This is a genomic window from Chryseobacterium sp. SNU WT5 (genome assembly GCF_007362475.1).
Taxonomy (GTDB): Bacteria; Bacteroidota; Bacteroidia; order Flavobacteriales; family Weeksellaceae; genus Kaistella.
Genome location: NZ_CP041687.1, coordinates 393,034 through 415,019, shown reverse-complemented (window position 1 = coordinate 415,019; position 21,986 = coordinate 393,034). Strand labels below are relative to the sequence as shown.

General features: G+C 35.1%; 16 protein-coding genes. 4 read left to right on the top strand and 12 right to left on the bottom strand.

Annotated features, from left to right (window positions below; translation table 11 throughout):
- Positions 1 to 100: 100 nt before the first annotated feature.
- Positions 101 to 3,304: a hypothetical protein gene (locus FNJ88_RS01955; RefSeq protein ID WP_228414551.1), complete on the bottom strand. Its 3,204-nt coding sequence runs from the start codon at positions 3,302 to 3,304 to the stop codon at positions 101 to 103.
- Between the two features lie 178 nt (positions 3,305 to 3,482).
- Between FNJ88_RS01955 and FNJ88_RS01950 the strand changes: the two genes are divergently transcribed.
- Together FNJ88_RS01950 and FNJ88_RS01945 are read left to right on the top strand one after the other, a co-directional pair.
- Positions 3,483 to 4,235 carry a T9SS type A sorting domain-containing protein gene (locus FNJ88_RS01950; protein ID WP_143851485.1) on the top strand — a complete coding sequence of 251 codons (753 nt, stop codon included), beginning with the start codon at positions 3,483 to 3,485 and terminating at the stop codon, positions 4,233 to 4,235.
- Positions 4,236 to 4,384: 149 nt separating this feature from the next.
- Entirely contained in the window at positions 4,385 to 5,224 is an 840-nt protein-coding gene (locus FNJ88_RS01945) for a T9SS type A sorting domain-containing protein (protein ID WP_143851484.1), read from the top strand.
- A 150-nt stretch (positions 5,225 to 5,374) separates the two neighbouring features.
- On the opposite strand, the gene FNJ88_RS01940 is transcribed toward FNJ88_RS01945, so the two are convergent.
- Positions 5,375 to 8,194 (bottom strand): M1 family metallopeptidase, encoded by a 2,820-nt coding sequence (locus FNJ88_RS01940; protein ID WP_143851483.1) that lies wholly within the window; start codon positions 8,192 to 8,194, stop codon positions 5,375 to 5,377.
- A gap of 183 nt (positions 8,195 to 8,377) precedes the next feature.
- On the opposite strand from FNJ88_RS01940, the gene FNJ88_RS01935 reads away from it, so the two are divergent.
- A complete protein-coding gene (locus FNJ88_RS01935) occupies positions 8,378 to 9,145 on the top strand; it encodes a DUF4846 domain-containing protein (protein ID WP_228414550.1) in 768 nt (255 codons plus the stop codon).
- Positions 9,146 to 9,279: 134 nt separating this feature from the next.
- Positions 9,280 to 10,443 (top strand): MFS transporter, encoded by a 1,164-nt coding sequence (locus tag FNJ88_RS01930; RefSeq protein WP_143851481.1) that lies wholly within the window; start codon positions 9,280 to 9,282, stop codon positions 10,441 to 10,443.
- 133 nt (positions 10,444 to 10,576) lie between these two features.
- On the opposite strand, the gene FNJ88_RS01925 is transcribed toward FNJ88_RS01930, so the two are convergent.
- The 10 genes from FNJ88_RS01925 to FNJ88_RS01880 form a co-directional block, all read right to left on the bottom strand.
- Entirely contained in the window at positions 10,577 to 11,077 is a 501-nt protein-coding gene (locus FNJ88_RS01925; protein ID WP_143851480.1) for a GreA/GreB family elongation factor, read from the bottom strand.
- A gap of 119 nt (positions 11,078 to 11,196) precedes the next feature.
- Entirely contained in the window at positions 11,197 to 11,901 is a 705-nt protein-coding gene (locus FNJ88_RS01920; protein ID WP_143851479.1) for a DsbA family protein, read from the bottom strand.
- 179 nt (positions 11,902 to 12,080) lie between these two features.
- Positions 12,081 to 13,007, bottom strand: coding sequence for an AEC family transporter (locus tag FNJ88_RS01915; protein ID WP_143851478.1), 927 nt, complete (start codon positions 13,005 to 13,007; stop codon positions 12,081 to 12,083).
- A 166-nt stretch (positions 13,008 to 13,173) separates the two neighbouring features.
- A complete protein-coding gene (gene pyrF / locus FNJ88_RS01910) occupies positions 13,174 to 14,532 on the bottom strand; it encodes an orotidine-5'-phosphate decarboxylase (protein ID WP_143851477.1) in 1,359 nt (452 codons plus the stop codon).
- Between the two features lie 157 nt (positions 14,533 to 14,689).
- On the bottom strand, positions 14,690 to 15,073 hold the full coding sequence (locus FNJ88_RS01905; protein WP_143851476.1) for a response regulator: 384 nt from the start codon (positions 15,071 to 15,073) through the stop codon (positions 14,690 to 14,692).
- A complete protein-coding gene (locus tag FNJ88_RS01900) occupies positions 15,070 to 15,636 on the bottom strand; it encodes a chemotaxis protein CheB (protein WP_143851475.1) in 567 nt (188 codons plus the stop codon). The genes FNJ88_RS01905 and FNJ88_RS01900 overlap by 4 nt, the downstream gene beginning before the upstream one ends.
- A complete protein-coding gene (locus tag FNJ88_RS01895) occupies positions 15,637 to 16,458 on the bottom strand; it encodes a CheR family methyltransferase (RefSeq protein ID WP_228414549.1) in 822 nt (273 codons plus the stop codon). It abuts the gene before it with no gap.
- 3 nt (positions 16,459 to 16,461) lie between these two features.
- Complete coding sequence (locus FNJ88_RS01890; RefSeq protein WP_143851474.1) at positions 16,462 to 16,836, bottom strand: response regulator; 375 nt, start codon at positions 16,834 to 16,836, stop codon at positions 16,462 to 16,464.
- 10 nt (positions 16,837 to 16,846) lie between these two features.
- Positions 16,847 to 20,431 carry a response regulator gene (locus FNJ88_RS01885; RefSeq protein WP_143851473.1) on the bottom strand — a complete coding sequence of 1,195 codons (3,585 nt, stop codon included), beginning with the start codon at positions 20,429 to 20,431 and terminating at the stop codon, positions 16,847 to 16,849.
- A 23-nt stretch (positions 20,432 to 20,454) separates the two neighbouring features.
- A complete protein-coding gene (locus FNJ88_RS01880) occupies positions 20,455 to 21,522 on the bottom strand; it encodes an ATP-binding protein (RefSeq protein WP_262711460.1) in 1,068 nt (355 codons plus the stop codon).
- Positions 21,523 to 21,986: the final 464 nt, after the last annotated feature.

Genomic DNA, 21,986 nt, shown 5'->3' with positions numbered 1-21,986 from the left:
AGAAATTGAGTATGTATTAATTTATTCATCAAAGTAGTTATTAATTTAAAACACTCTACTTTAATCTGCGGACTACGACCTCACACCCGTTACCTAATTCTCAGAAACTGGCTTTAACCTGCATGGATCCAATGTGAATCGTTCGTTCGCCAGAATTTCGCCCTTCGTAATTCATATCAAGCTGAATAAAAGAATTGATGGCTTGCTGCAGAAAAACGGACCATACCTGGTTTTTTCCAGGCTTCAGACCATCCAGCATTTGATTGCCAACAATTGAAAAGTTATTTCCTGTAAAATCATTATTAATGAAAGAAAAATTTCCACGAATTGAAGTTTTTCTCCAATCCCATTGTAAACTTCCGGTAAGATCAAACGATTTTAAAAATTCATTACCATCGATTCTTTTTTTCTGACGAAATGCGGAAGATATTTCCGATTGAAGAGCATCTGTAAATTGGTAGGTGAGTTTGGGTCTTGTTTCAAAATTTATTAACTCAAAATTTCTGCTGGAAAAAAGCTGCGAAGAATTTTTTACTTCGTGAGCAGAATTTTCCCAGTGTAATCTAAGGTCCTGTCCAAACCGATGACCAATATTTAAGAAATGAGAAGTCTGCTTACGTTCTTCATTACTAAAATTGGCATTAATTAAATTATCGTTGGCAATGAAGCGGTAATTGCCATTCCAGCCGGATTGCGCAGAAGAATTAAACTGAGCTGAAGCCAAAATGTTTTGATTTTTCAAAATTTGATCCTGGTTTTTAGACAGTGGATTCCAAACGATTGCCTGTTCTTTTTTTAAATAAGAATTTTGAGAGTTTACGGAAATATTAAAATTCCAACGTTTTAAAAATTGATTCTCTGAATTAAAAATAATAGAAGGATTGATAAATAAAGCAACCTGTATTTTATTTTTATTAGATGGTATGTATTTTACGGTATTTGTATAAATTCGTATGTACTGGGCTAAATCGGCATATTCAGCAACTTCAAATTCATCAAGTTGTTGGATTCCATCGTCATTATAATCCGTCCATTTATAAATTCCCTGACCATCAGTTACTTTGATGTACTGAAATTCCCGTTGTGCTTCCTGACCATTTCCCAGTTCATAAGACGCCTGCAACCGCATTCCCGTTTTAAATAACTGTTGTTGGTAAGTGATATTTCCAACAATAAAATCCTGATTATAGGATGTTTGCTGATCTTCTGCTTTTTCAAAAAATTTTCGGTAGTGAACCAATGCTGATAATGTTGCTTTTTCCGTTTTGACGAGTTGACTTTCTGCCATAAAACCAAGTACCTGATTTCTGTTTTGCAGTATATTGTTTTTTACTGAATCATTGTCCCGCAAGTACATTTTAGCCATTAGTTTTGTTCTGGTAGAATCACCAATTTTCTTTTGAATGAAAATTTCTTTCAAGCGATAACTTGTCACATCCAGTAAGCCGGTCTGATTAAAATTTTTAAGATTATGTTCCATGCTTGCTCCAATGGACCAATTTCCTTTCTTTCCCGAGTATTCGGTCGTGACTTTGGCTTTGGTTAAGTTGGTATCCTGGAATACCGATTTTGTATCCAGATAGGAGATTGCACCTTGAGTATTAAATTTTCTTGCTTTCCACCCAAATTCAATATCATTTTTCAGACCTTGATAGAAATTTTTTTCATCTAAGAAATTAAAATGATAGTTGATATAAGAACTGTTGTTCCATTGATTTAGAAAACTAAAAATTAATCTGTTTTGTGCAATTTGATTGAACTCTTGAGAGAGGTTAAAATCCCGTGCAAATTCTACATCGTTAATCCTGTCTAAAATATGAAATCGGGAACTGATATGCTGGTATTCTATACTTGGCGTCCCTCTCCAGTTATTTTTGATGAAAGTTTTATTGCCAAAAATTCTGGTTGCATAACCTAGGTTTTGATTATTGTCTTTGGAAGAAAATAAATTGATATCATAATTACTCAAAGATAGATCAGCTCCTATTTTCCCATTATCTAAAAGGAATTCTGCATTGGTAGAAAAAACCTGCGCTTTTTGTGGAGCAGGAAGTTTCCTCACCGCTCTGTAGGTACCTAAGTTAGTCCCAACATATTCGAAAAGCCTACCGTTATTTGTTGTTTGTTTTAAACGATAATCACCTGAGTTTTCACCAAAATACGTAAATGCTACTTGATAAAGGCTTTGGTTTTGATCAGTTGAGAACTCATAATAGGAATTTGATCCATTTTGTTTGAGTTGATACAGTATTTTATTCACATCATAATCTGAGACGGTTCCCGATGGAGCAAACATGCTATTGGTATCGTTGCCTGCATTTGCAAGAATCAGCTCATCTTCTTTCGAAAGATTTAAAGCCAACGGAGCATTCTTATTGTCATTCTCTAGAAACCAGTTGAATCCTATCTTTAGTTTTTCTCTCTCGTGTTGAATACCACCAGTTACTAGAAATCGAGTATAATTTCGATTTGCATAGTTGTACGAAATTGAAATTTGATTTTGCTTAAAAATAGGCCTGGAAGTTGTAAAAGTTATTTCGCCCGTATTATAGTTAATGGTATAGTCTTGATTTTCACCTCTTTTCATCAATATACCATCAATGTAGACTAATTCTGAACCTGAAATGATGGTTATAAACTGCTCACCATTTTTTCCATTCAAACGATATGGACCCTGATTGCCTTCCACGCCGTCAAATCGCACCCGGAAGAATTCACTTCTCGCCACTCCCGCAGAAAGATCTACAAACGTTTTATTTTCGTTTCCAATTTGCGTCTCAAACTGCAAACCCATACTTCGTCGTTGAAAGCGTGCAAAATGAATTTGATTATTAAATAAATCTAAATGACCAGCGCGTAAAATTGAACGATCTTTTATGTTAAGCTGCAGGTAGATCTTATCAAATTCTTCCAGCGTTTGGGTGTATCCATCTGCTTGTACAGGAAGATTATGATCAGAGATAGAGGCCAGAATGGAAACATCAGTAGACAGTTTTCCTGTAACTTGTAAGTCCATGGAACTTTGGACGCTTTGTCCCTGATTATTCCCGAAAGTGATTCCCCGAATGATGGATCCTTTTGAATTTAAATCGGTTAAAATTTGTGACCGGTTATTTTTCACTAAAACACCCTCTTCAATAATTTTTTGATCAGGTCTTCTTATAAAATCTAAGGTATCTTTTGAAAAAATATCTTTTTCAATCTTGGCAGTCAATATAGAATCGCGTTTTATAGAGTCGGTAGATAAATTAGGATTTTGCCAAGTGAAAATCTGTGCATTTACAGGAGATAATGCGATTAACACACAGAAAATTAAACTTATTTTCTTAATCAAAACGTACGAAGGTATTTTTTTCAAAGTAACGAAAAACTATCATTAAAATTATTTTTGAATAATTAATAATAATTGGGTTATAAAATTTTTAAATTGGTAAAACAAATCCTATTTTTACAACTATAATATTATACTCAAATAATTAAAAATGAAAAAAATCTATTCTTTAGTTGCGACTGTAATTGTTGCAGTTGGTTTTAATGCTCAAATATCGGTTTTTGCTGCTGATTTCGACAACATGCAAGGAAGTGGAGGAAATGATGGTATATGGACTGGGAGCTCTGTATCATTATTGCAAGCTACGACATTGCCGGGATTTGAGTTCACAAATGTTTACGCTGCAGATCAATGTATAAGAGTTGGTACAGAAACTCAGCCTGGATCAGTCACTACACCAGAATTGTCTTCACTTTCGGGTGATGCCATATTAAGTTTCAAAGCGGGTGCCTGGGCTGGTAATGGCGAGAAATTTAAAATGAATATTGCGATCATTGGTGGTGGATCCTTAAATATTTCAACTATTAATTTAGCACAAGGTGTTTTTTTTGGTTACACCGTGCAAATCACTGGAGGTACCCCTAATAGTAAGATTGTTTTTTCGTCACAAAGTGCCAAAAATAGATTTTTTTTAGATGATATTGAAGTTTATAAAGCTGGTCTCGGTGTCAATAATACCAATACTAAAAAAACAGCTTTTGTAAAAAATACTTTGGTAGAAAACACGATTTCATTTGCTGTTACCTCCGACGTGAAAGTTGTTAATATGAATGGTCAAATTGTAAAAACTGCCTCAGTCTCAGCGAAAAATCCTTTAGATGTCGCTGTATTGCCCAAAGGTCAATATGTAGTTACGGGAATGCTAAATGGGCGCCCAGTTTCTCAAAAAATTGTTAAAAGGTAAATTTTCGAAAAAATATCAGTTAAAGAGATTATCCGAAAGGATAATCTTCTTTTGTTATTAAATATTTATTATTATTTTAGGTTTTTAATGAAAAGTATTGTGTAGCTTTACTTTACAAAACTAATCATCAATTACAAAATTCTAAAAAAATGAAGAAAATCTTTACCTTTTTAAGTCTATCAGCGATTGCTACAATGAGCAATGCGCAGATTGTTATCAATGAAGTTTACGGTGGCGGTGGGAATTCAGGATCCACTTATAAAAATGACTTCATAGAGTTAATGAATACTGGAGCAACTGCAGCTACCTTAACAAACGCAACATTACAGTATGCGTCAAAAACCGGAACATTTAATCAGTATCATCCTTTACCTCCTATTACTTTAAATCCTGGGCAGACCTATTTAATTCAGGAAGGGGCTGGAGCTGGTGGAACTGTAGATCTAACTCCTGACCTTATTGCTCCTATCCCTATAAATTTTGGTGGTGGTACCAATACTGTAGCTGGATTTATAATGGCAGCTGGGGATGGAAAGATTGTGCTTGCATCTAATACTACTCAAGTTGTAGCACCAACTGATGCGAACGTATTAGATTTTGTAGGATATGGCGCTGCTTCGCAATTTGAAGGAACTGGCGCTGCACCAAGCCCGTCAGCTACTGTATCCATTGCAAGAACAGGAGGCGTAGATTCAAATAATAATAGTGCAGATTTTAAGACGGGTGCTCCAACACCACTAGCTTCTCTGGCTGTTTCAGATGTTAATAATATAAAAAATAAATTAGTAAAAAATACAAGTGTTACAAACTCTATTGTATTTGGTGCCAATGCAGAAGTACAAATTATAAACTTAAATGGTCAGGTAGTAAAATCCGCGACAGTATCTGAAAATTCGGCATTGGACGTATCATCTTTAACTAAAGGTGTTTATTTCATAAATGCGGAAGTCGATGGGAAAAAAGTTTCTCAGAAAATTTTAAAGAACTAAATTTCTTAAAATAGTTAAATGTATATCCGAAAATCGTCATTATTGTATTTTCTTTGCACACTTTGCTTTTAAAATTTGCAACATGATTGAAAATGGTCATACATAATAGTTATAAAGCGGTTCAGCGCTGAACCGCTTTTTTTAATATCTTTAAAAATATCCTCTGCGGAAATAACTGGTAATCGCTGAGAAATTTAGAGTCAACGTAAATCTGATTCTTTTGCCATAATCTTTAAATGAGGGTTCGAACCCTAAAGTACTTTGGATTGGAAAATAAACTTCCAGAAAATCAGGAATGACCTTCAGCTTAACTCCAGAATCCCAAATGAACTTAGGATCCTGAAATTTACTTTTATAAACTCCTGCATCTGCGTAAACATTAAACCAACGCCAAACATGAGAATCGACATTAACCGTCGAAATCCATTGGTTTGCCGGGGTCCCGATATAAGATTTAAATCCTCCTTCAGCTAGAATAAACTGTTGCGAAAGCAAACCTGTAGTTGCGCTTTGACCTATGAGGCCGTAAGAAAATGAATAATTTGAAACTCTTGAAATTCCATAATCAAATAAATTGTTCTTTGTTTTATTAGAGAAGAAATAACCTCCGAAAAAGCGGAAACTTATTTTTTTATTTCTGTCAAATTCCCATCGATAGGAGAGTTCCGTTGAAAATTTTTGGAAATCCTCCATCCACTGCAGTCCTGCGCTTAGATATTTCTCATGAATTAAGCTCCGGTCTGAGTAAGCATATCCTAAATTCCAAAGATTATATTTCGCGTAGTCATTCTGAGCTCTTAATATTTCATTGAGTTCTTTTTCAAGAAAATTGTAAGAGAATACCAAATTCCGCCGAATGTCGGAGCGAGGGTTCTTTGCGAAATTCAAGTTGGCAGAGGCTGCAAATTTCTTATAAGTTAAATCATAATCATAATGAAAGTAGGAGCTGGAAATTCCTAAATCCAAAGATCTATAAAAACTATTGGCTGGTTGAAAAGAATAGGAAACATTTCCAGAACCCGCCAGTGTTCCCGTTCCTGAACTAAAATAAGGAGTAATTGAATAATCAAATTTCCGGTCAAATAGGGACGAGTTTTTAAAGTTAACTCCAAAAAGTACTTTGTCGTACGCATTAAAATTAAGTCGTGGATTTACGTAAATCTCATTATATTCAGGATTTGGAATGTCTTTGAACACCTTTAATCTTATTTTCTTTGTATTTGCAAATAATCCCTTGGTGTAGAGGTAATTATCGCGGAAGTTTGCTTCTGGGAAAATGTAATCACTGTTTACGACGATTTTATCAGCATTTGCTTGGGGAATATTGTAAAGTACTGTATTTTTAGAAGATTCGGTATCAAACCAAAATACTTGCTTTTCTCCCGTTTTTGTTTCAGTTTCTAATTTAAAGGGAATTTGTTGAGTTGTATTCTTCGAAATTTTTACTTGAAATTGATCTCCGCTTTTTTGAAATCTCTTTAACTTAAAATTAACCCTGTTTTTTTGAGCGATGAACTCTTCCAGAAAATCTGCTGAATATCCTGAAGCTAAAGTCAGTTCATCTAAAAATTCTTTTTGATCAATATGTTTCCCCTCATGATTAGTAAGATAACTCTTAAGAAAATCATCAAATTTCTCTGAACCCATTTTCTCTGCAATAAAGGAGAACAGGTTACCAGTTTCGAAATGGCTGATTGCTGTTGCATTGAAATTACTTAAATCTTCAAAAGGTATTTTAATTTTTTGATCTAGATTTTGTGTGAGCATATATTGATACCCTAGACCATATCTCTCGCTGAGTTTTAAATTTGATAAATGAAAAAATTTAAGAGGCTTTAAACCAAATATCTTCAGTTCATTAGGTAAATCACCTAACAGTTTCCGATCATGATAATATCGGTCGATGTACTGAATCTCCAGATAGGTTTTTAACCCATTTGTCAACCAGTGATCTTGGCTTTTTTCGAAAATCGCAGCTCGTTGAACTATTGCTTTGGACAAAATACTGAAATAGTTTAAATCCGTTTTCTCCTCATCTTTGAAAAGTTTATAGTGAAATTTCCAAAAGTTGATATCGTCGATTCCAATAAAATTTTCATCCTTGTTGAATTTCTCTGTAATTAAAATTTTAGAAGGTAGAAAACCAATTTTGTTTTTTATAAAATGTAACTGTAGCGGAAGGAAAAACTCTAAATTCCGGCGTTCTAACTCGGTTAAAAGATAACTGAACTCTATAGTAATCTTTTGATCGTTGACTTGTGTTGTAATTTGATCAAAGTTTGCTTCCCTAATGATAAACTCGGGATCTTTATTCAGTTGGCCTTCGAAAGAATGATCGCTAATTTTTGGTAAATTACTTTCCACCGCTAATCCTGCCGGGACTTTAAGGTTAATTTTCCAGAAATTTCCAGGACTTTGATTTTCTTCTATATCCAAATAATAGCGGAAAGACGGTATTTCTGTTTCAAAAGAATCTGGAGTTAGGAAGAAATATTTTAAAGCGATCTTATTTACTGCTGTTCCGTATCCCGTGAACTTAGCGTCCGGTAAATTGATTTGGTATTTCAAATTTATTTTTAATGCGTCACCTGCAGGAAGTGGATTCCCTAAAGGAATATAAATGTTTTCCTCCGATGAGGGAGTTTTCACCCAATCGGAACCATCAATCTGAACCATTAAATCCCCCAGGGAACCTAAGTGCTCAGATTCGGCAAAGTATAACGCACTATTACGATCTTCCAGCTTTCTTTTTAAAAGGGGAGTGTCGCGAGTCTTGTATGCCGCGATCCAGTTAAGAAGTTTTATCTTATCTAAAGTTTTTTGCGATATATTATGATAAACTATCTCCTGATTTACTGTAATCGTTTTTTTGTTTTCGGCTAGCTGCGCAGAGATATAAATGTGATCCTGCTGAGCATAAATCTCAAAAAACAGGAATAAGAGGAAGAAGGCAGAGGAATATCTTTTCATTTTCAAGTGTTGCTCAAATATAATGATGTTTTTTAAAAGGAAAAGTTATTTTTCTTTATTTGAAAATATTGTCTAATTTTGGCTAAACTATTAATTATGAGACCGTTAAAACACCTTTTATGTATTTTTTTATTCTTTTTTTCGCAAAAATATTTCAATCAAGTTATCGAAACGACCAAATTTTTGAATTATGACCGATCAAAATCTCAAATTTTAACAAGATTTATACCGCCCAGTGGTTTCGCTTGGGTGAAAGGAGAGCCAGGAAGTTTCAGTGAATATTTAACTAAATTCCCTCTTCATCCACCTGATTTCCCGGTGAGATATTACAATGCAGTACCCATCGAGAAGCAAAATCATCATATCTCAGTCTTGCGGATCGATGTCGGAAATCTTGATTTGCAGCAATGCGCGGATGCTTGGATGAGATTATACGCCGAGTATTTATGGAAAAATAAAAGATTTGATGAGATTAAATTTGAACTGACGAGTGGTCAAATGTTTTCCTGGATTGATTTTAAAAATGGACTTAGAACACAGGAAGCTGAAGAACGGGTTAATTTTATAAGCACAGGAAAAGTCGACGGTTCTTATAAAAATTTCCGTAAATATTTAAATGTGATATTTACGTACGCAGGGACTATTTCTCTGGATCGGGAATCCTTACCTATTAGTGACAACGAAATCATCAGAGCGGGAGATTTAATTATTAAGCCTGGCAGTCCAGGTCATACCGTTATTATTGTAGGAGTTGCAAAGGATTCTGCCGGTAATAAAGTGTATTTATTGGCGGAAAGTTTTATGCCAGCCCAAGACATTCATATTTTGGTCAATCATAAAAATCCTGCGATTTCACCTTGGTATCAGTTAGATGTCAATTCTCCGCAGACAGTGACAGCGAAATATATATTCAAACCAACCTCAATAAAAAGATTTCACGCATTAAGATAAATTATGTTTTGTTTTTAGTAGTTGTAATTTTTCCTTAATAGACTTACTCATATTTCTTCATTTATCAATACGATAAAGACCTTGAATGGTTATTTGGTTAGAAGGTTTAGTTTTGCAACGGCTTAATAAATTAAATGAAAAATAATTTATCAAATTCCTTACTTTACCTGCTGAGTGTTTCTGCAGGTTTGGTTGTTGCGAATTTGTATTATAACCAACCACTGCTTCATGATATTGCATTGAGTCTTAATGCAAGTGATTCTGAGGTGAGTAATGTAGCTCTTTCTACGCAAATTGGTTATGCGCTCGGGCTGTTGTTTATTATTCCTTTAGGCGATAAGATCAGCAATATGAAAATCATAAGGGTTGATTTTCTAATTTTGGTTCTGGCACTATTGGGTGCAGCACTTTCCAAGTCTTTGATATTGTTAATCATCTCCAGTTTTTTTATTGGCTTTACCTCGACTCTTCCCCAGTTATTTGTTCCAATGGTAGCGCATTTAAGCAGTGATGATACTCGTGGCAGATCTATCGGAATTGTGATGAGTGGGCTGTTGATTGGTATTTTGGGAAGTCGGGTCTTAAGTGGTTTGGTCGGTGAATATTTCGGCTGGCGAACTGTTTTTTATGGCGCTGCTGGATTAATGACGCTACTTTTCTTTTTGTTAAATGTAAAACTGCCCGTCATTCAACCAAAGTTTGGAGAAAGTTATGTGAAATTGATGAAATCTCTCTGGTTTTATTTAAAGACAGAACCAACATTGAGATTAGCAACTTTGCGTGGTGCGTTAGCTTTTGGCAGTTTAAGTGCTTTTTGGACGACTTTTGTTTTTTTAATGGAAGATTCTTTTGGTTACGGAAGTGCCATTGCGGGTGGATTTGGATTATTTGGGATCGCTGGAGCACTCGGTGCAACGGTAGTTGGAAAATTAAATAATCGCGTTAAAAAAAGTAAATTAATTATTTTTGGAGCGATCTTAATAATCGTTTCATGGTTGATGTTTCTGGTTTCTCCTCATTCTATAATCGGTTTAATTATAGGTGTTATATTAATCGATCTCGGCGTTCAAGGGGTGCATATTACCAATCAAAACATCGTCTTTTCTAAAAACACAGAAGCTAGAAATAGAGTAAATACGATTTATATGGTTGGATTTTTCATCGGAGGAGCAGCAGGAACAAGTTTCGGTTCGCTTGCTTGGAATTATTTCGGATGGACAGGTGTTTCGATTGTTGGATTGATTTTTTCTGGGATTATTTTAATCCTTCAATTAGTGACGAATAAAAGAACAATTTGATTAGTAATTTAGCTCATCTTATCCTAAATATCCCAAAGAATATTTGACCAATTACTAATTTTTCTTTTAGTTTCAGACTCTTTTCAAAGAATACTACTTTATTTAATCTCCGCTATCTTCCAGATTATTAAAATTAATATTCAATTTTTAAAATCTCAAAAACATTTTTCTTCTCACCCAGATTGAGAACCGCTTGCTCACCAACCTTTTTATTCATTAATGCTTTAGCCAGTGGAGTTATAAATGAAATTTTACCTTCGGATATATTCGCCTCATCGACGCCAACCAATTGAAAAGTCTGTTCTGAATTATTTTCTACATTTTTAAAGGTAACTTTTGCTCCGAAATGAATTTCCTGTTGAGGTAATTTTTTAGAATCTACAATTTTCGCAGTAGCGATTCTTTCATTTAATAATCGAACTTTCGCGTTAATATGATTAAATGAGATTCGGTATTCCTTCTCTTGCGAAGAATCCAATGTTTCCTGCTTTTGCAAAAGACTATCTCTTTCTTCCAATAAATAATTGAACCCATTTTCAGTTACGAAATTTTCTTTTCCAACGGGTAGATCTGCTCTCGGTGGAAGTAAAGGGATTTCTTCCTGATCATCTTCTTTTACAAAACCTCTGCTCATGATTTAAATTTTAAACAGGATTTAATACAATTTTCAGACCTTGATTAATTTTAGTGATTATGAAAAAAAACTTCCGGAATCAGAGACTTCGGAAGTTGGTATCATTATAGTGTAAATTCTTAATCACAGTTACCATCCAGATCGCAACTTTCGCCGCCATAGATAATCTGTAACCCTTTATCACCCGCAGAAAATTCTTTCCAGGAACTTTCCAGAACATCTGTAAATGCTGCTGGAGGTTGTGCACCAGAAACTCCATATTTATCATTAATTACAAAAAACGGAACACCACTTACTCCCATTTGATTAGCCATCATCATATCACGGGTTACGTCCATTCCGAAGTCATCTGATTTTAAAGCGTCTTTAATTTCGTCCTCGTCTAATGAAACTGATTTGCCAATTTCAATTAAAGTTGCTTCGTCGTCAATATTTTTACCGTCAATAAGTTGAGCTATAAATAGCGCTTCTTCTGTTTCATTTGCTACGTTTTTCGTCGCAGCCAATTGTAATAAAAGATGTGCTCTGTAGGAATTGGCGACTTTCTGATGCTCAAAATTAAACGCAATCCCTGCCTCTTTACCAGCTTTATAAACATGTTCATACATTTCTTTGGCCTGAGAAATGGGGATTCCCTTTTTCTCTGAAAAGTGTTCTAGCGGGTCTTTCTCAGGTTGCGTTTTCAATTCTGGTTCGAGTTGAAAACTATGCCATGTTACTTCAATTTTATCTTTATCCGGAAACTGGTCCAATGCTTTTTCAAAATTCTTTTTTCCAACGTAACAGAACGGACAACGAATGTCACTCCAAATATCTACTTTCATAAATTTTTCTTTTTGATAATAACAAAGATACAAATCTTAAAATCCATTACTCACGATATATGATAAGAAGAGATACAATGAATAAGCTGTAAAATCCGGTAAAAAAGTTATCAGAAAACTTTAAAGCTGAAAATAGATAGCTGATAAAAGAGTAGGGTGAAATGTTAAAAGAAAATTTATTACATTACTAATAATCCAGAGTATTTCAGTAGCAAATACCAAAATGTTAAAGTGATGAACGATAATGGAATTCCAACACCAATCATTAAATTACAAAGTTTGGGTTCCAGGCGATGTGCCGCAGCGATAATCGTAGCCGTGACCATTGGTCCCATTGCAGATTCAAAAAAAGCTATTTCAATCATTTCTCCGCGTTGGTTTAAAAGCATAAAATACAAGATAAAAATAATTGCTGGAAATAAAATCAGTTTAAACAAAAGACCGTATAACAGAGGTTTTGCATCGTGATCTAATTTATGCCATTTGAGTTGACTTCCTACAGAAACCAATGCCAGTGGAACAGTAGTGGCTCCTAATTTTGCAAAAACTTCATCAATCTGGACTGGAATCGTTATATTAATAATATTTAAAATGACGGCAATAGCAAATGCAATAAAGGGTGGGAATTTTATGATTTTCCTGATGATTTGAGCGACACCTGTTTTCTCGCCTGAATAAAAGCTGGCAATAGTAATTCCCAAAGTAGAAAGTGCTACAAAAGAACCTGGTTGATCCACTAGCATCACTGTTTTCAAGCCACTTTCACCATATAAAGATTGAATGACCGGGATCCCTACAAAAGAAGTGTTACCGAAACCGGCACCCATAATTAAAGCTCCAATAAGCGTTTTTGACCAATTCAATTTCTTGCCTAGAAAGCTAAAAAAAAGAACGGCTAAAATAATATTCAACCACGGAACCATAACCGGAAATATCACCTGGAAATTTAAATTGATTTTTGGAATGTAATACAGCGATAAGGCCGAAAGTGAAATGTTAATCACGAAAGAATTCAGCGCGACATGTCCATTTTCTGGGAACAGTTTAGTTTTCTTGAGGAGAAACCCCAGAAATAGGCAGAGAAAAAGTAAAATTATATTGGACAAATTTTAATTTTATTGAATAATTTCTTTGACTTTGAATAGACAGAATAATAATGGAATAATTTTAAAAACTCCCGCAGATTAAGCAGACATTACAGTATATAAAAACTATATATCTGCAAAATCTGCTTAATGGCGAGAGTTCATTTTTTTATGATTTGGATTTCTTTTACAAACTTGCTTCGTAAGCATTCCAGCCTGCAATTTTATAACTTAAAGCAGATTTTTCGGCATCGTCAGATTTGTAAACTCCTCTTCCTACAATTATAAAATCTGTTTCCAATTGTTTAAATGCGTGATCCGGAGTATTGTATTGCTGACCTTTTCCGTCACCAGAATCGGCTAAATTGATGCCAGGCGTAAATAACAGCAGTTCATTTGGGATTTTATTTTGCGCTACTCCTCCAAAAACATTCGGGTGCGCTTGGGCTATTTTTGTAGCTTCTTCCCGATAGTTAGAGTCGGTTAATGTACCTTTTGATGACATTCCCAAGATAGCAACAACTCCTACATTTCTAAAACAGTCAAGGGATTCATAACCTGCGATCACTTGAGCAGTCACTAAATCTGCCCATTGTGAGATTTTATAAGTTCCGTAAGAAAACTGTAATTCTTGAGTATTTCCAATATCAGCAAACTTTCGATCTTCCATTAGCAGGAAATTATATTTAGTTGCTAATTCTTTTAATGGTAAAATTGTTTCGTCTGCATCAAAATCAAGTAAAATATCAATATGGGTTTTTAGCGCTACAATGTGAGGTCCCACTTTTTCTGCAAGAGCCAATAATTCTTGAGTAGAAGTAACGTCTGCGGAAACAATTAGATTTGATTTTTTCTCGATGGCGATGTCCAATAATTTTTGCGCTACAGAATGTTCACAAACTTCTAATTTCTGTTCGTAAGAAAGTCTTTTTTCTTCTTCAAATTTAACAACATTGCCAGCAAGGAAATCGTTAATTCTAGTTACTTCTTCATCAATTAAATGACCTTCATCTTGCAATATCTTACATACTTCTGAAATTGTAAAAAGCGTATGAACTCGATAACCTTTGTTCTCCAACAGTTGTTTTCCACCTTGTTGCCGGTCCAGAACAACCACGATATCGGAAACGGATATTCCTTCATTCTCAATTTCTGGAATCGTTTCAAGCAAAGAAGTTCCTGAAGTAATTACGTCTTCTACCAAGAGACAATTTTGCCCTTTTGTAAAGATCCCTTCAAGCATTTTTTTTGTTCCGTACTGTTTCGCTTCTTTCCTCTTGATGATCAAAGGAAGGTAGCTTTCCAAAGACATTGCAGTTGCCATCGGAAGTGCGGCGTAAGGTACACCACAGATCAAATCAAAATTATCCAGTGGAAGCATATCCAATAGATAATTGGCAAGATGTTTTAAAATTTTGGGATCAGACGCAAGTGGTCTTAAATCCACATAAAATGGGCTTTCAATACCACTTTTCAGGGTAAACCGGCCGAATTTGATAATGCCGAGTTTGTAACACTCTAGAAAAAATTCTTTCTTACTTTCCATTTACTTTTTACTTTAAGACAAAGTTAAGATTTTTAAGGAAATTTCGAGTAAAGCTGAAAGGTAAAAACGCCACAAAAAAAATTAGGATCATCATGCGCGAGCAATTTGTTGCAGAAAGTAATTAAAATGAAATTTCTCTAGATCAGCTAATGTGTAATCAGCTGATATATTTCTTTACCATTTCTTCAAACTCGTCGATATCGAATGGTTTAGCAAGAAAATCATCAGCAAGTGCCTCCTTCGCCAGTTCGCTAATATTGCTGTTAGCAGAAAAATATATTACAGGAATTTCCTTTAATGTGTCATTGGCTTTAATCAGTTGTGTAGCTTCAATTCCACTCATATCCGGTAGCCAATTATCCATCAAGATAAGATCAGGTGAAAATTCAGATACCTGTTGCTCAATGCTATTGGTGGTGGGGGATGTTTTTACTTCACATCCAATATCGTTTAAGATTTCTGTACACAACTCAAGAATATCCAGGTTGTCATCAAAAATAAACACTTTTTTGTTACCTTTTAAAGAGGGATTATCTGTCATTTTACTAATTGATTTATATAAGTTGCCATTTTTTCTGGCTCTAAGACTAGGTCAATTGCTACATGCTCCATTGCATATTCAGGCATAAAACCAACAATTGCAGAGGCTGGATTTTGAATTATTGTAGTACCTCCATTTCTATGTACTTTTTGTAATCCTTTCGTTCCGTCACTATTAGCTCCAGATAACAACAAACATACGAGATTTTCTGCATATACATCTGCAGCACTCTCGAAAGTTACATCAATAGAAGGGCGGGAAAAATTTACTTTTTCAGAAGAATCAAACGAAAGCGTTTTATCTTTTTCGATGAGTAAATGGTAATTTGGCGGAGCAATGTAGATGACAGAAGGCTTCAGCGTTTCTTTTTCTTCGATATCTTTTACACACAACTTGGTTTTGGAACTTAACAAATAGGTTAAAAGATTTTCCTTCCCAGGCTTCCGGTGAAGTACAATAACAATAGGAAATGCAATACTTGCACTGAGGTTTGGCAGTACTTTTAGAAGTACATCCAGACTACCAGCAGATCCGCCTATAATTAATGCTTCACAGTGTGTCATTTATTGAATTTTACGCCATATTTTACCCATAGGATGTCTTTCGAAATTCTTAGAGACCGTTGAGAAATCCAAAGTTTCCTTCGTTCCTAAGGCTAGATATCCGAATTTTTCCAAACTGTTATCAAATAATTCAAAAACTTTTGTCTGAAGTTGCCTGTCAAAATAAATAAGGACGTTTCGACAGAGAATCAGCTGAAATTCGTTAAAAGAATTGTCTGAAACCAGATTGTGGGTCGAAAAAATAATATTTCTTTTTAAATCATCATTGAGTTTCCCAAGTGAATAATTGGCCGCATAGTAATCAGAAAACTGTTCGCTACCGCCAGCCGAAATATAATTCTCTGTATAGGATTTTAATTTACTCAACGGAATCATTGCCTGAGTTGCGTTTTCTAGTACAGCACCGTTAATATCGGTAGCATAAATCAGTGACTTGTGTAATAAGTTGAGTTCTTTTAAAAAAATAGCGACGGAATAAGCCTCTTCACCCGTGCTGCATCCTGCAATCCAAATACGAATGAAGGGATAGGTGCCGAGACGTGGGAGAATTTCACTTCTCAATGTTTTATAAAATTCTGGATCTCTGAACATTTCAGTTACGTTAATGGTGATCTGCTCCAAAAACCGTTTAAAATAACCTGAATCACTCCTAATTCTATATCTAAATTCTGCAAAACTAATAAAATGATCTAATTCATAGAGTCTCAAAATCCTGCGCTTTAAGGAAGCACGAGAATATCCTGTAAAATCATAACCATAAACTTCCAACACATCTGCAAGTAGGGTTTCAATATATTCATCGCTATTCTCTATTGAATTCACTTTTTAGTCAATTAATTGGTTAAGTAATTGGAGCAATTTATCTACATCTACTGGTTTTGATATGTAACCGAACGCCCCGGCATCTATGCATTTTTCCCGGTCACCCGTCATGGCCTGCGCGGTGATTGCTATAACTGGAATATCTTTCAGTAGATGGTCACTTTTGATCTTTCTGATTGCCTCATAACCGTCCATCTCGGGCATCATCATATCCATCAACACCACTCCGATATTTTCATTAGAAGATAGTATTTTCAGTCCTGCACTAGCGCTCATGGCCGAAATACACTGATAATTCTTTGCGTTCAAAACAGCACTTAACGCGAATATGTTTCTATTGTCATCATCGATGATCAGAATTTCCTTTACGTTTTTCATAAACTGAATTTTATATTTTGTCGTATAACCAGACTCTTAGTAAGGAAACAAGCTGATCGATATCTACCGGCTTTGAGATGTAATCTGACGCTCCAACGGCTATACATTTCTCCCGGTCACCCATCATTGCTTTTGAAGTGACTGCTAATACAGGCAAATTCTTAAATTGGTGAATAGCTCTTATTTCCCTAATGGTTTCATAACCATCCATTTCCGGCATCATCATATCCATTAGCACAATATCTATTTTATCATTTTCTTTCAGAATTTGTAGCGCTTCTTTACCATCCATTGCAGGAAGAATGTTCATGCCTTGAATTTCAAGCGCTTTCGTCAGGGAAAAGATATTACGTACATCATCATCAGCAATGAGTACTGTTTTATCTTTCAAAATATTCCTTAATTCCCCTAGATTTCCAAAATTTGAAGTCTTATCCTGCTGTTTCTTTTGCTTCTCTTCCACTAGATGGAGGAATAAGCCCGCTTCATCTAAGATACGTTGATAAGAATAGGCTGTTTTCACAACAATAGAATCTGCATATTTTTTTATTCTGCTCTCCTCGCCCTGAGAAAGACTTTTTCCTGTAAATACAATAATAGGCAACTTCTCTAATCCTTTGTTTTGTTTGATGGTCTCTAACGTATCATATGCATTTTTATCAGGCATCCCCATGTCAAGAATCACACAGTCTATTTCTTGCTTCTGAAGGGAATCAATACTTTCTGATACGTTGTTTACAATGTTAGTAGTAATATTGTTGGCGCTTAGAAAGTAACTTAATGCTTTTGCATGCTGCTTATTTTCTTCAACGATCAAGACTTTTTTTGGTGAACGGTTCAGTGCGTTTTCAAGTTTTATGAAAACTTCCTTCATTTGTTCCAGCGCAAAAGGTTTATTAATAAAATCGACGGCCCCTCTCAGCAAACTCTCTTGTTTAAATTTCATGGACGACATAATGTGTACAGGGATAGGCTTTGTTTCTGGATTTGATTTTAACGCTTCCATTACTTGCCACCCGTCCATGATCGGAAGCTGAATATCCAGCAATATAGCGACTGGTTTAAAATGTTGTGCCATTTCTATTCCTACATCACCTCGCACCGCGACAATGACCTTGTAATTTTTAGTTCTGGAAAAATCCAAAAGTATTTTTGCAAAAGCAGTATCATCTTCAATGATCAAAATCACCCTGTCACCTGCTATAATTTGATCACGGTCATCTTCAATAGGTTGTGGAATACGATCAGAAATATACCGTTCTGGCTGTTTTTCCAATTCTACTATTGGATATACTGGTTTTTTTATTTGTTTCTCAATAGGTTCCGCTGGAGTTTCCTTGCTATAAATAATTGGAATACTCAATGTGAACTCGCTGCCCACTCCTTCGGTACTTGTTAATTCTATTGATCCACCGAGCAAACGAGCTAATTCGCGACTGATGGATAAGCCCAATCCAGTACCGCCATATTTTCTCTGAGTTGATCCGTCTGCCTGCTGGAATGCTTCGAACACCATACTCAGCTTGTCTTTTGCAATTCCAATTCCGGTGTCAGTTACTCGGAACAGTATATTTTCTTTTGCAGTATCATTTGATACTTTCAGGGTGACACTTCCTTCGGAAGTAAATTTGATGGCGTTGGAAAGAAGGTTTTTAAGGACTTGCTCCAAACGTAGTTTATCCGTACTTAGTATTTTGGATGTTTGATCTTCAATTTCTATATTTAAAGCAAGGTTTTTTTCCTTTGCCATTGGATTAAACATCATCCTCATGTCTGCGGTAATCTCTTCCAATGGAACCTCATTTACTTCTAAAGTCATTTTACCTGATTCGATCTTGGATAGATCCAAAATTTCGTCAATAAGTGTTAATAAGCCTAAACCAGAGCTTTGCATTACTTCTGCGTATTCTACATACTGCTCGTCCAGATCCTCACTGTCCGTCATTAATTTGGATAGCAGTAAAATCGAATTTAAAGGAGTACGTAACTCATGAGACATATTTGCTAAAAATTCAGATTTATACTTGGTACTCTGTTCTAATTCGAGTGATTTCTGCTGAATGTCGATATTATGTTCTTCAATTAAAGCATTTTTTTCTTCCAGTAAACTGGTTCTTTCTTCCAGCTCTTGATTGCTTTGAAGTAATTCTTCCTGCTGTACCCGCAATTCTTCTTCTGATGCAAGTAATTTTTGTGATTGGGCTTCCAGTTCAGCATTAATGTTTTCAAGCTCGGTATGCTGACTTTGAAGCTCTTCAGATTGCGCCTGTGTCTCTTCTAGAAGATGTTGCATTTTAACACGACTTTGTACGTCATAGAATGCAAGACCTATATTGCCAGAAATCGATTGAAGGAATTTTAGTTGTCGTGGCGAATAGTTGTGTGTTCCTCCTAATTCTATGACGCCCAATGGAATGCCATTTCTTGTAACAGGAATTGCTAAGATATTCTGAGGCTTGGTGTTTCCTGTTGCATAGCTAATTGTAATATCAGTGTCCGAGATATTTTCAACCAATATTTGTCTTGATGCCCGGAAAGCCTCTCCTGCAATACCTTCGCCTATTTTTAGTGTTTTATTGGTTCCTAGATTCACCATCGCATAACTTGCTGCCAAGTGCAGTTGATTATCCTCTTGCTGCAAATAAATTGCTGCCACACTACTTTTGGTAACTTCAACGATATTGTTAAGAAGGTCTGCTGCTAAGCTCTCAACGGTTTTTTCTCCCATCGTAAGATCATTTAACTTAGCAATAGAGGAACTCAGCCACTCTTTTTCTTCTAATAAATTAAATGAGCTTTGAAGAGATTCTGCCATTTGATTGAGAGGATCTGCCAAACTTCCCAAGCTGTCTTTTCCATTTTGGTCTAAAAGGATATTGTAATCACCTCCCGATATCTGCTCTGCCACCATTTCAATGGCTAGCAGTCTGTTTTGTATGTCTTTATTCTTCTGTTGTAATTCTGTAGTTAGCAGATTCTTTTCGTTATAGTCCTGCGAAACTTTACGAAAAAACACAAGAGTGATAATGATTGCCAGTAACGATGAGAGAATAATTAGAAAAGGAGCGTAGGAGGCCAATTTGTCCATGCTTTCCGTGCGGTCCGCCAAAATATTTTTTTCTTCTAGCTGCATAACGGTAACCGTACTGCGAATATCATCCATATACTTCTTACCCTCTAAAAGCTGATCCGTCGTTACAATATTTCTCTTGTTTCTTTCATTTAAATTTTTTTCTAATATCTCAAGACGTGCTTCAATATTAGTTTTTAATTTGTCAAAATTTTTGCTTTGGACTGCGGTATTTTCAAATTTCGGAGATAATGCATCGATTCCACTGGAAATTTTTTCCTTCGCCTTAGTATAAGGCTCCAAAAACGCCCGATCACCCGTTAAAAGATATCCTCTTTGGCCAGTTTCAGCATCCTTCATTAGAGAAAAAAGGTTGTCTAGATCTTTAATAATTACGTTGCTGCTGCGTACCATCTGAGAGTTATCAATCAGTTTTTTAATACTGAAATAGGATGCAAAAGAACTTATAAATAAAAGGACAAGCGATATTCCCAGTCCGTATAGTAGATTTTTATTAAAAGTCATGATATTAGTGTTTTTCCTTCTTTTTAAGATTTATGGGGTATCTGAAAATAGAATTCCGATCCTTCTCCTGATACGCTTTTTACCCCTATTTTTCCGCTGTGACGATCAATGATTTCCTGACAAATATATAAACCAATCCCCAATCCTTGAAAACGTTCTGAAGTTTCTTCAATACGATAAAACTTCTCAAAAACCTTTTGCTGATGTTCTGCAGACATACCGATCCCGAAATCCCTAACCGAAAAATAGATTTCGTGGTCCCGCATCTCCGAGGTAATGTGAATTTCTTCTCCATCTGGAGCGTACTTTATTGCATTGGTTATAAAATTAATAATGACCTGCTCGATACGCATTTCATCACCAAAAATAGACGCTCCAACAAGTCCTTTTTTAATCATTTTAACTTGTGCGTTCGACTGTTGCATGGTCTCCAAGATATGCTCAACCAATTCATCAAAATTAAAATCTTTTTTATTAAACTTTAATTTTCCACTTTCTATTTTAGAAATATCTAGAAGGTCGGCAATTAATAAATTTAATTTTTCAACTTGATTTTGTACTTTATGAAGCCGGGTTCTTATTGTTTCTTTATCATTTTTATCAAGACTTCGTTCCAGTAATTGAATATATCCTTTGATGCTGGTCATAGGAGTTTTCAGTTCATGGCTGGCAATACTAATAAATTCATCTTTTTTTCTTTCAGCTTCTTTCCGGAATTCTATTTCAGCTCTCAATGCTTTCTGCATTTCGTTTAATGCTCTACTTTGTTCATAGATGCGATAGAATGTTTTTACTTTTAAAAGAAGAATATTCATATCAACTGGCTTGCTGATGTAGTCCAGTCCACCAGAAGAATAGCCTTTGGTAATCAAGTTTACGTTCGCACTGGCGGCAGAAAGAAAAATAATCGCGGTTTCTTTTGCTTTGCTGTAACCCGAAATGGCGTCTGCAACTTCAAACCCATCCATGCCCGGCATCTGAACATCCAGGATGATCAGAACGTATGATTTTTTTAAGATCTTTTTCAAAGCCTCTTCTCCTGAAGAAGCCGTATCTACCTCAAAATCATTTTTCTCAAGTACCTTTTTCAAGGATACTATATTTTCTGGGGAATCATCTACAATCAAGATCATTTTATAAAACTGAATTTAATTTAACTTAAAAGGAGCGTAAAGATAAGGTATTTAATATTTTACAACTTCAATTAAAAACTTTTATTTATCATAATATGATTATCTTAAATCATTACGTAAATATTTTGAAAAATATAAATTCTTGTAACATACTGTAAGGTATTATTTTTACCAATTTGGGACTTACTAAATATTTCTCTAACGATCTTAATATGTTGCAATTAAGAGAAAAGCTGTTAAACTACAAGCTGCAGGCAGTATTTGGTAACGACTGACATGAATTTAAATTGAAGTGAGATTTTAATTTTTACTAACTCTTTTATTAAGAGTCCATTTATTCCTGTTGGAGGATGAACAACTGGTATCTATCTACAATTATGATTTACTTCTAAAATTTTCTATCTTCGTATAAATCAAAATTT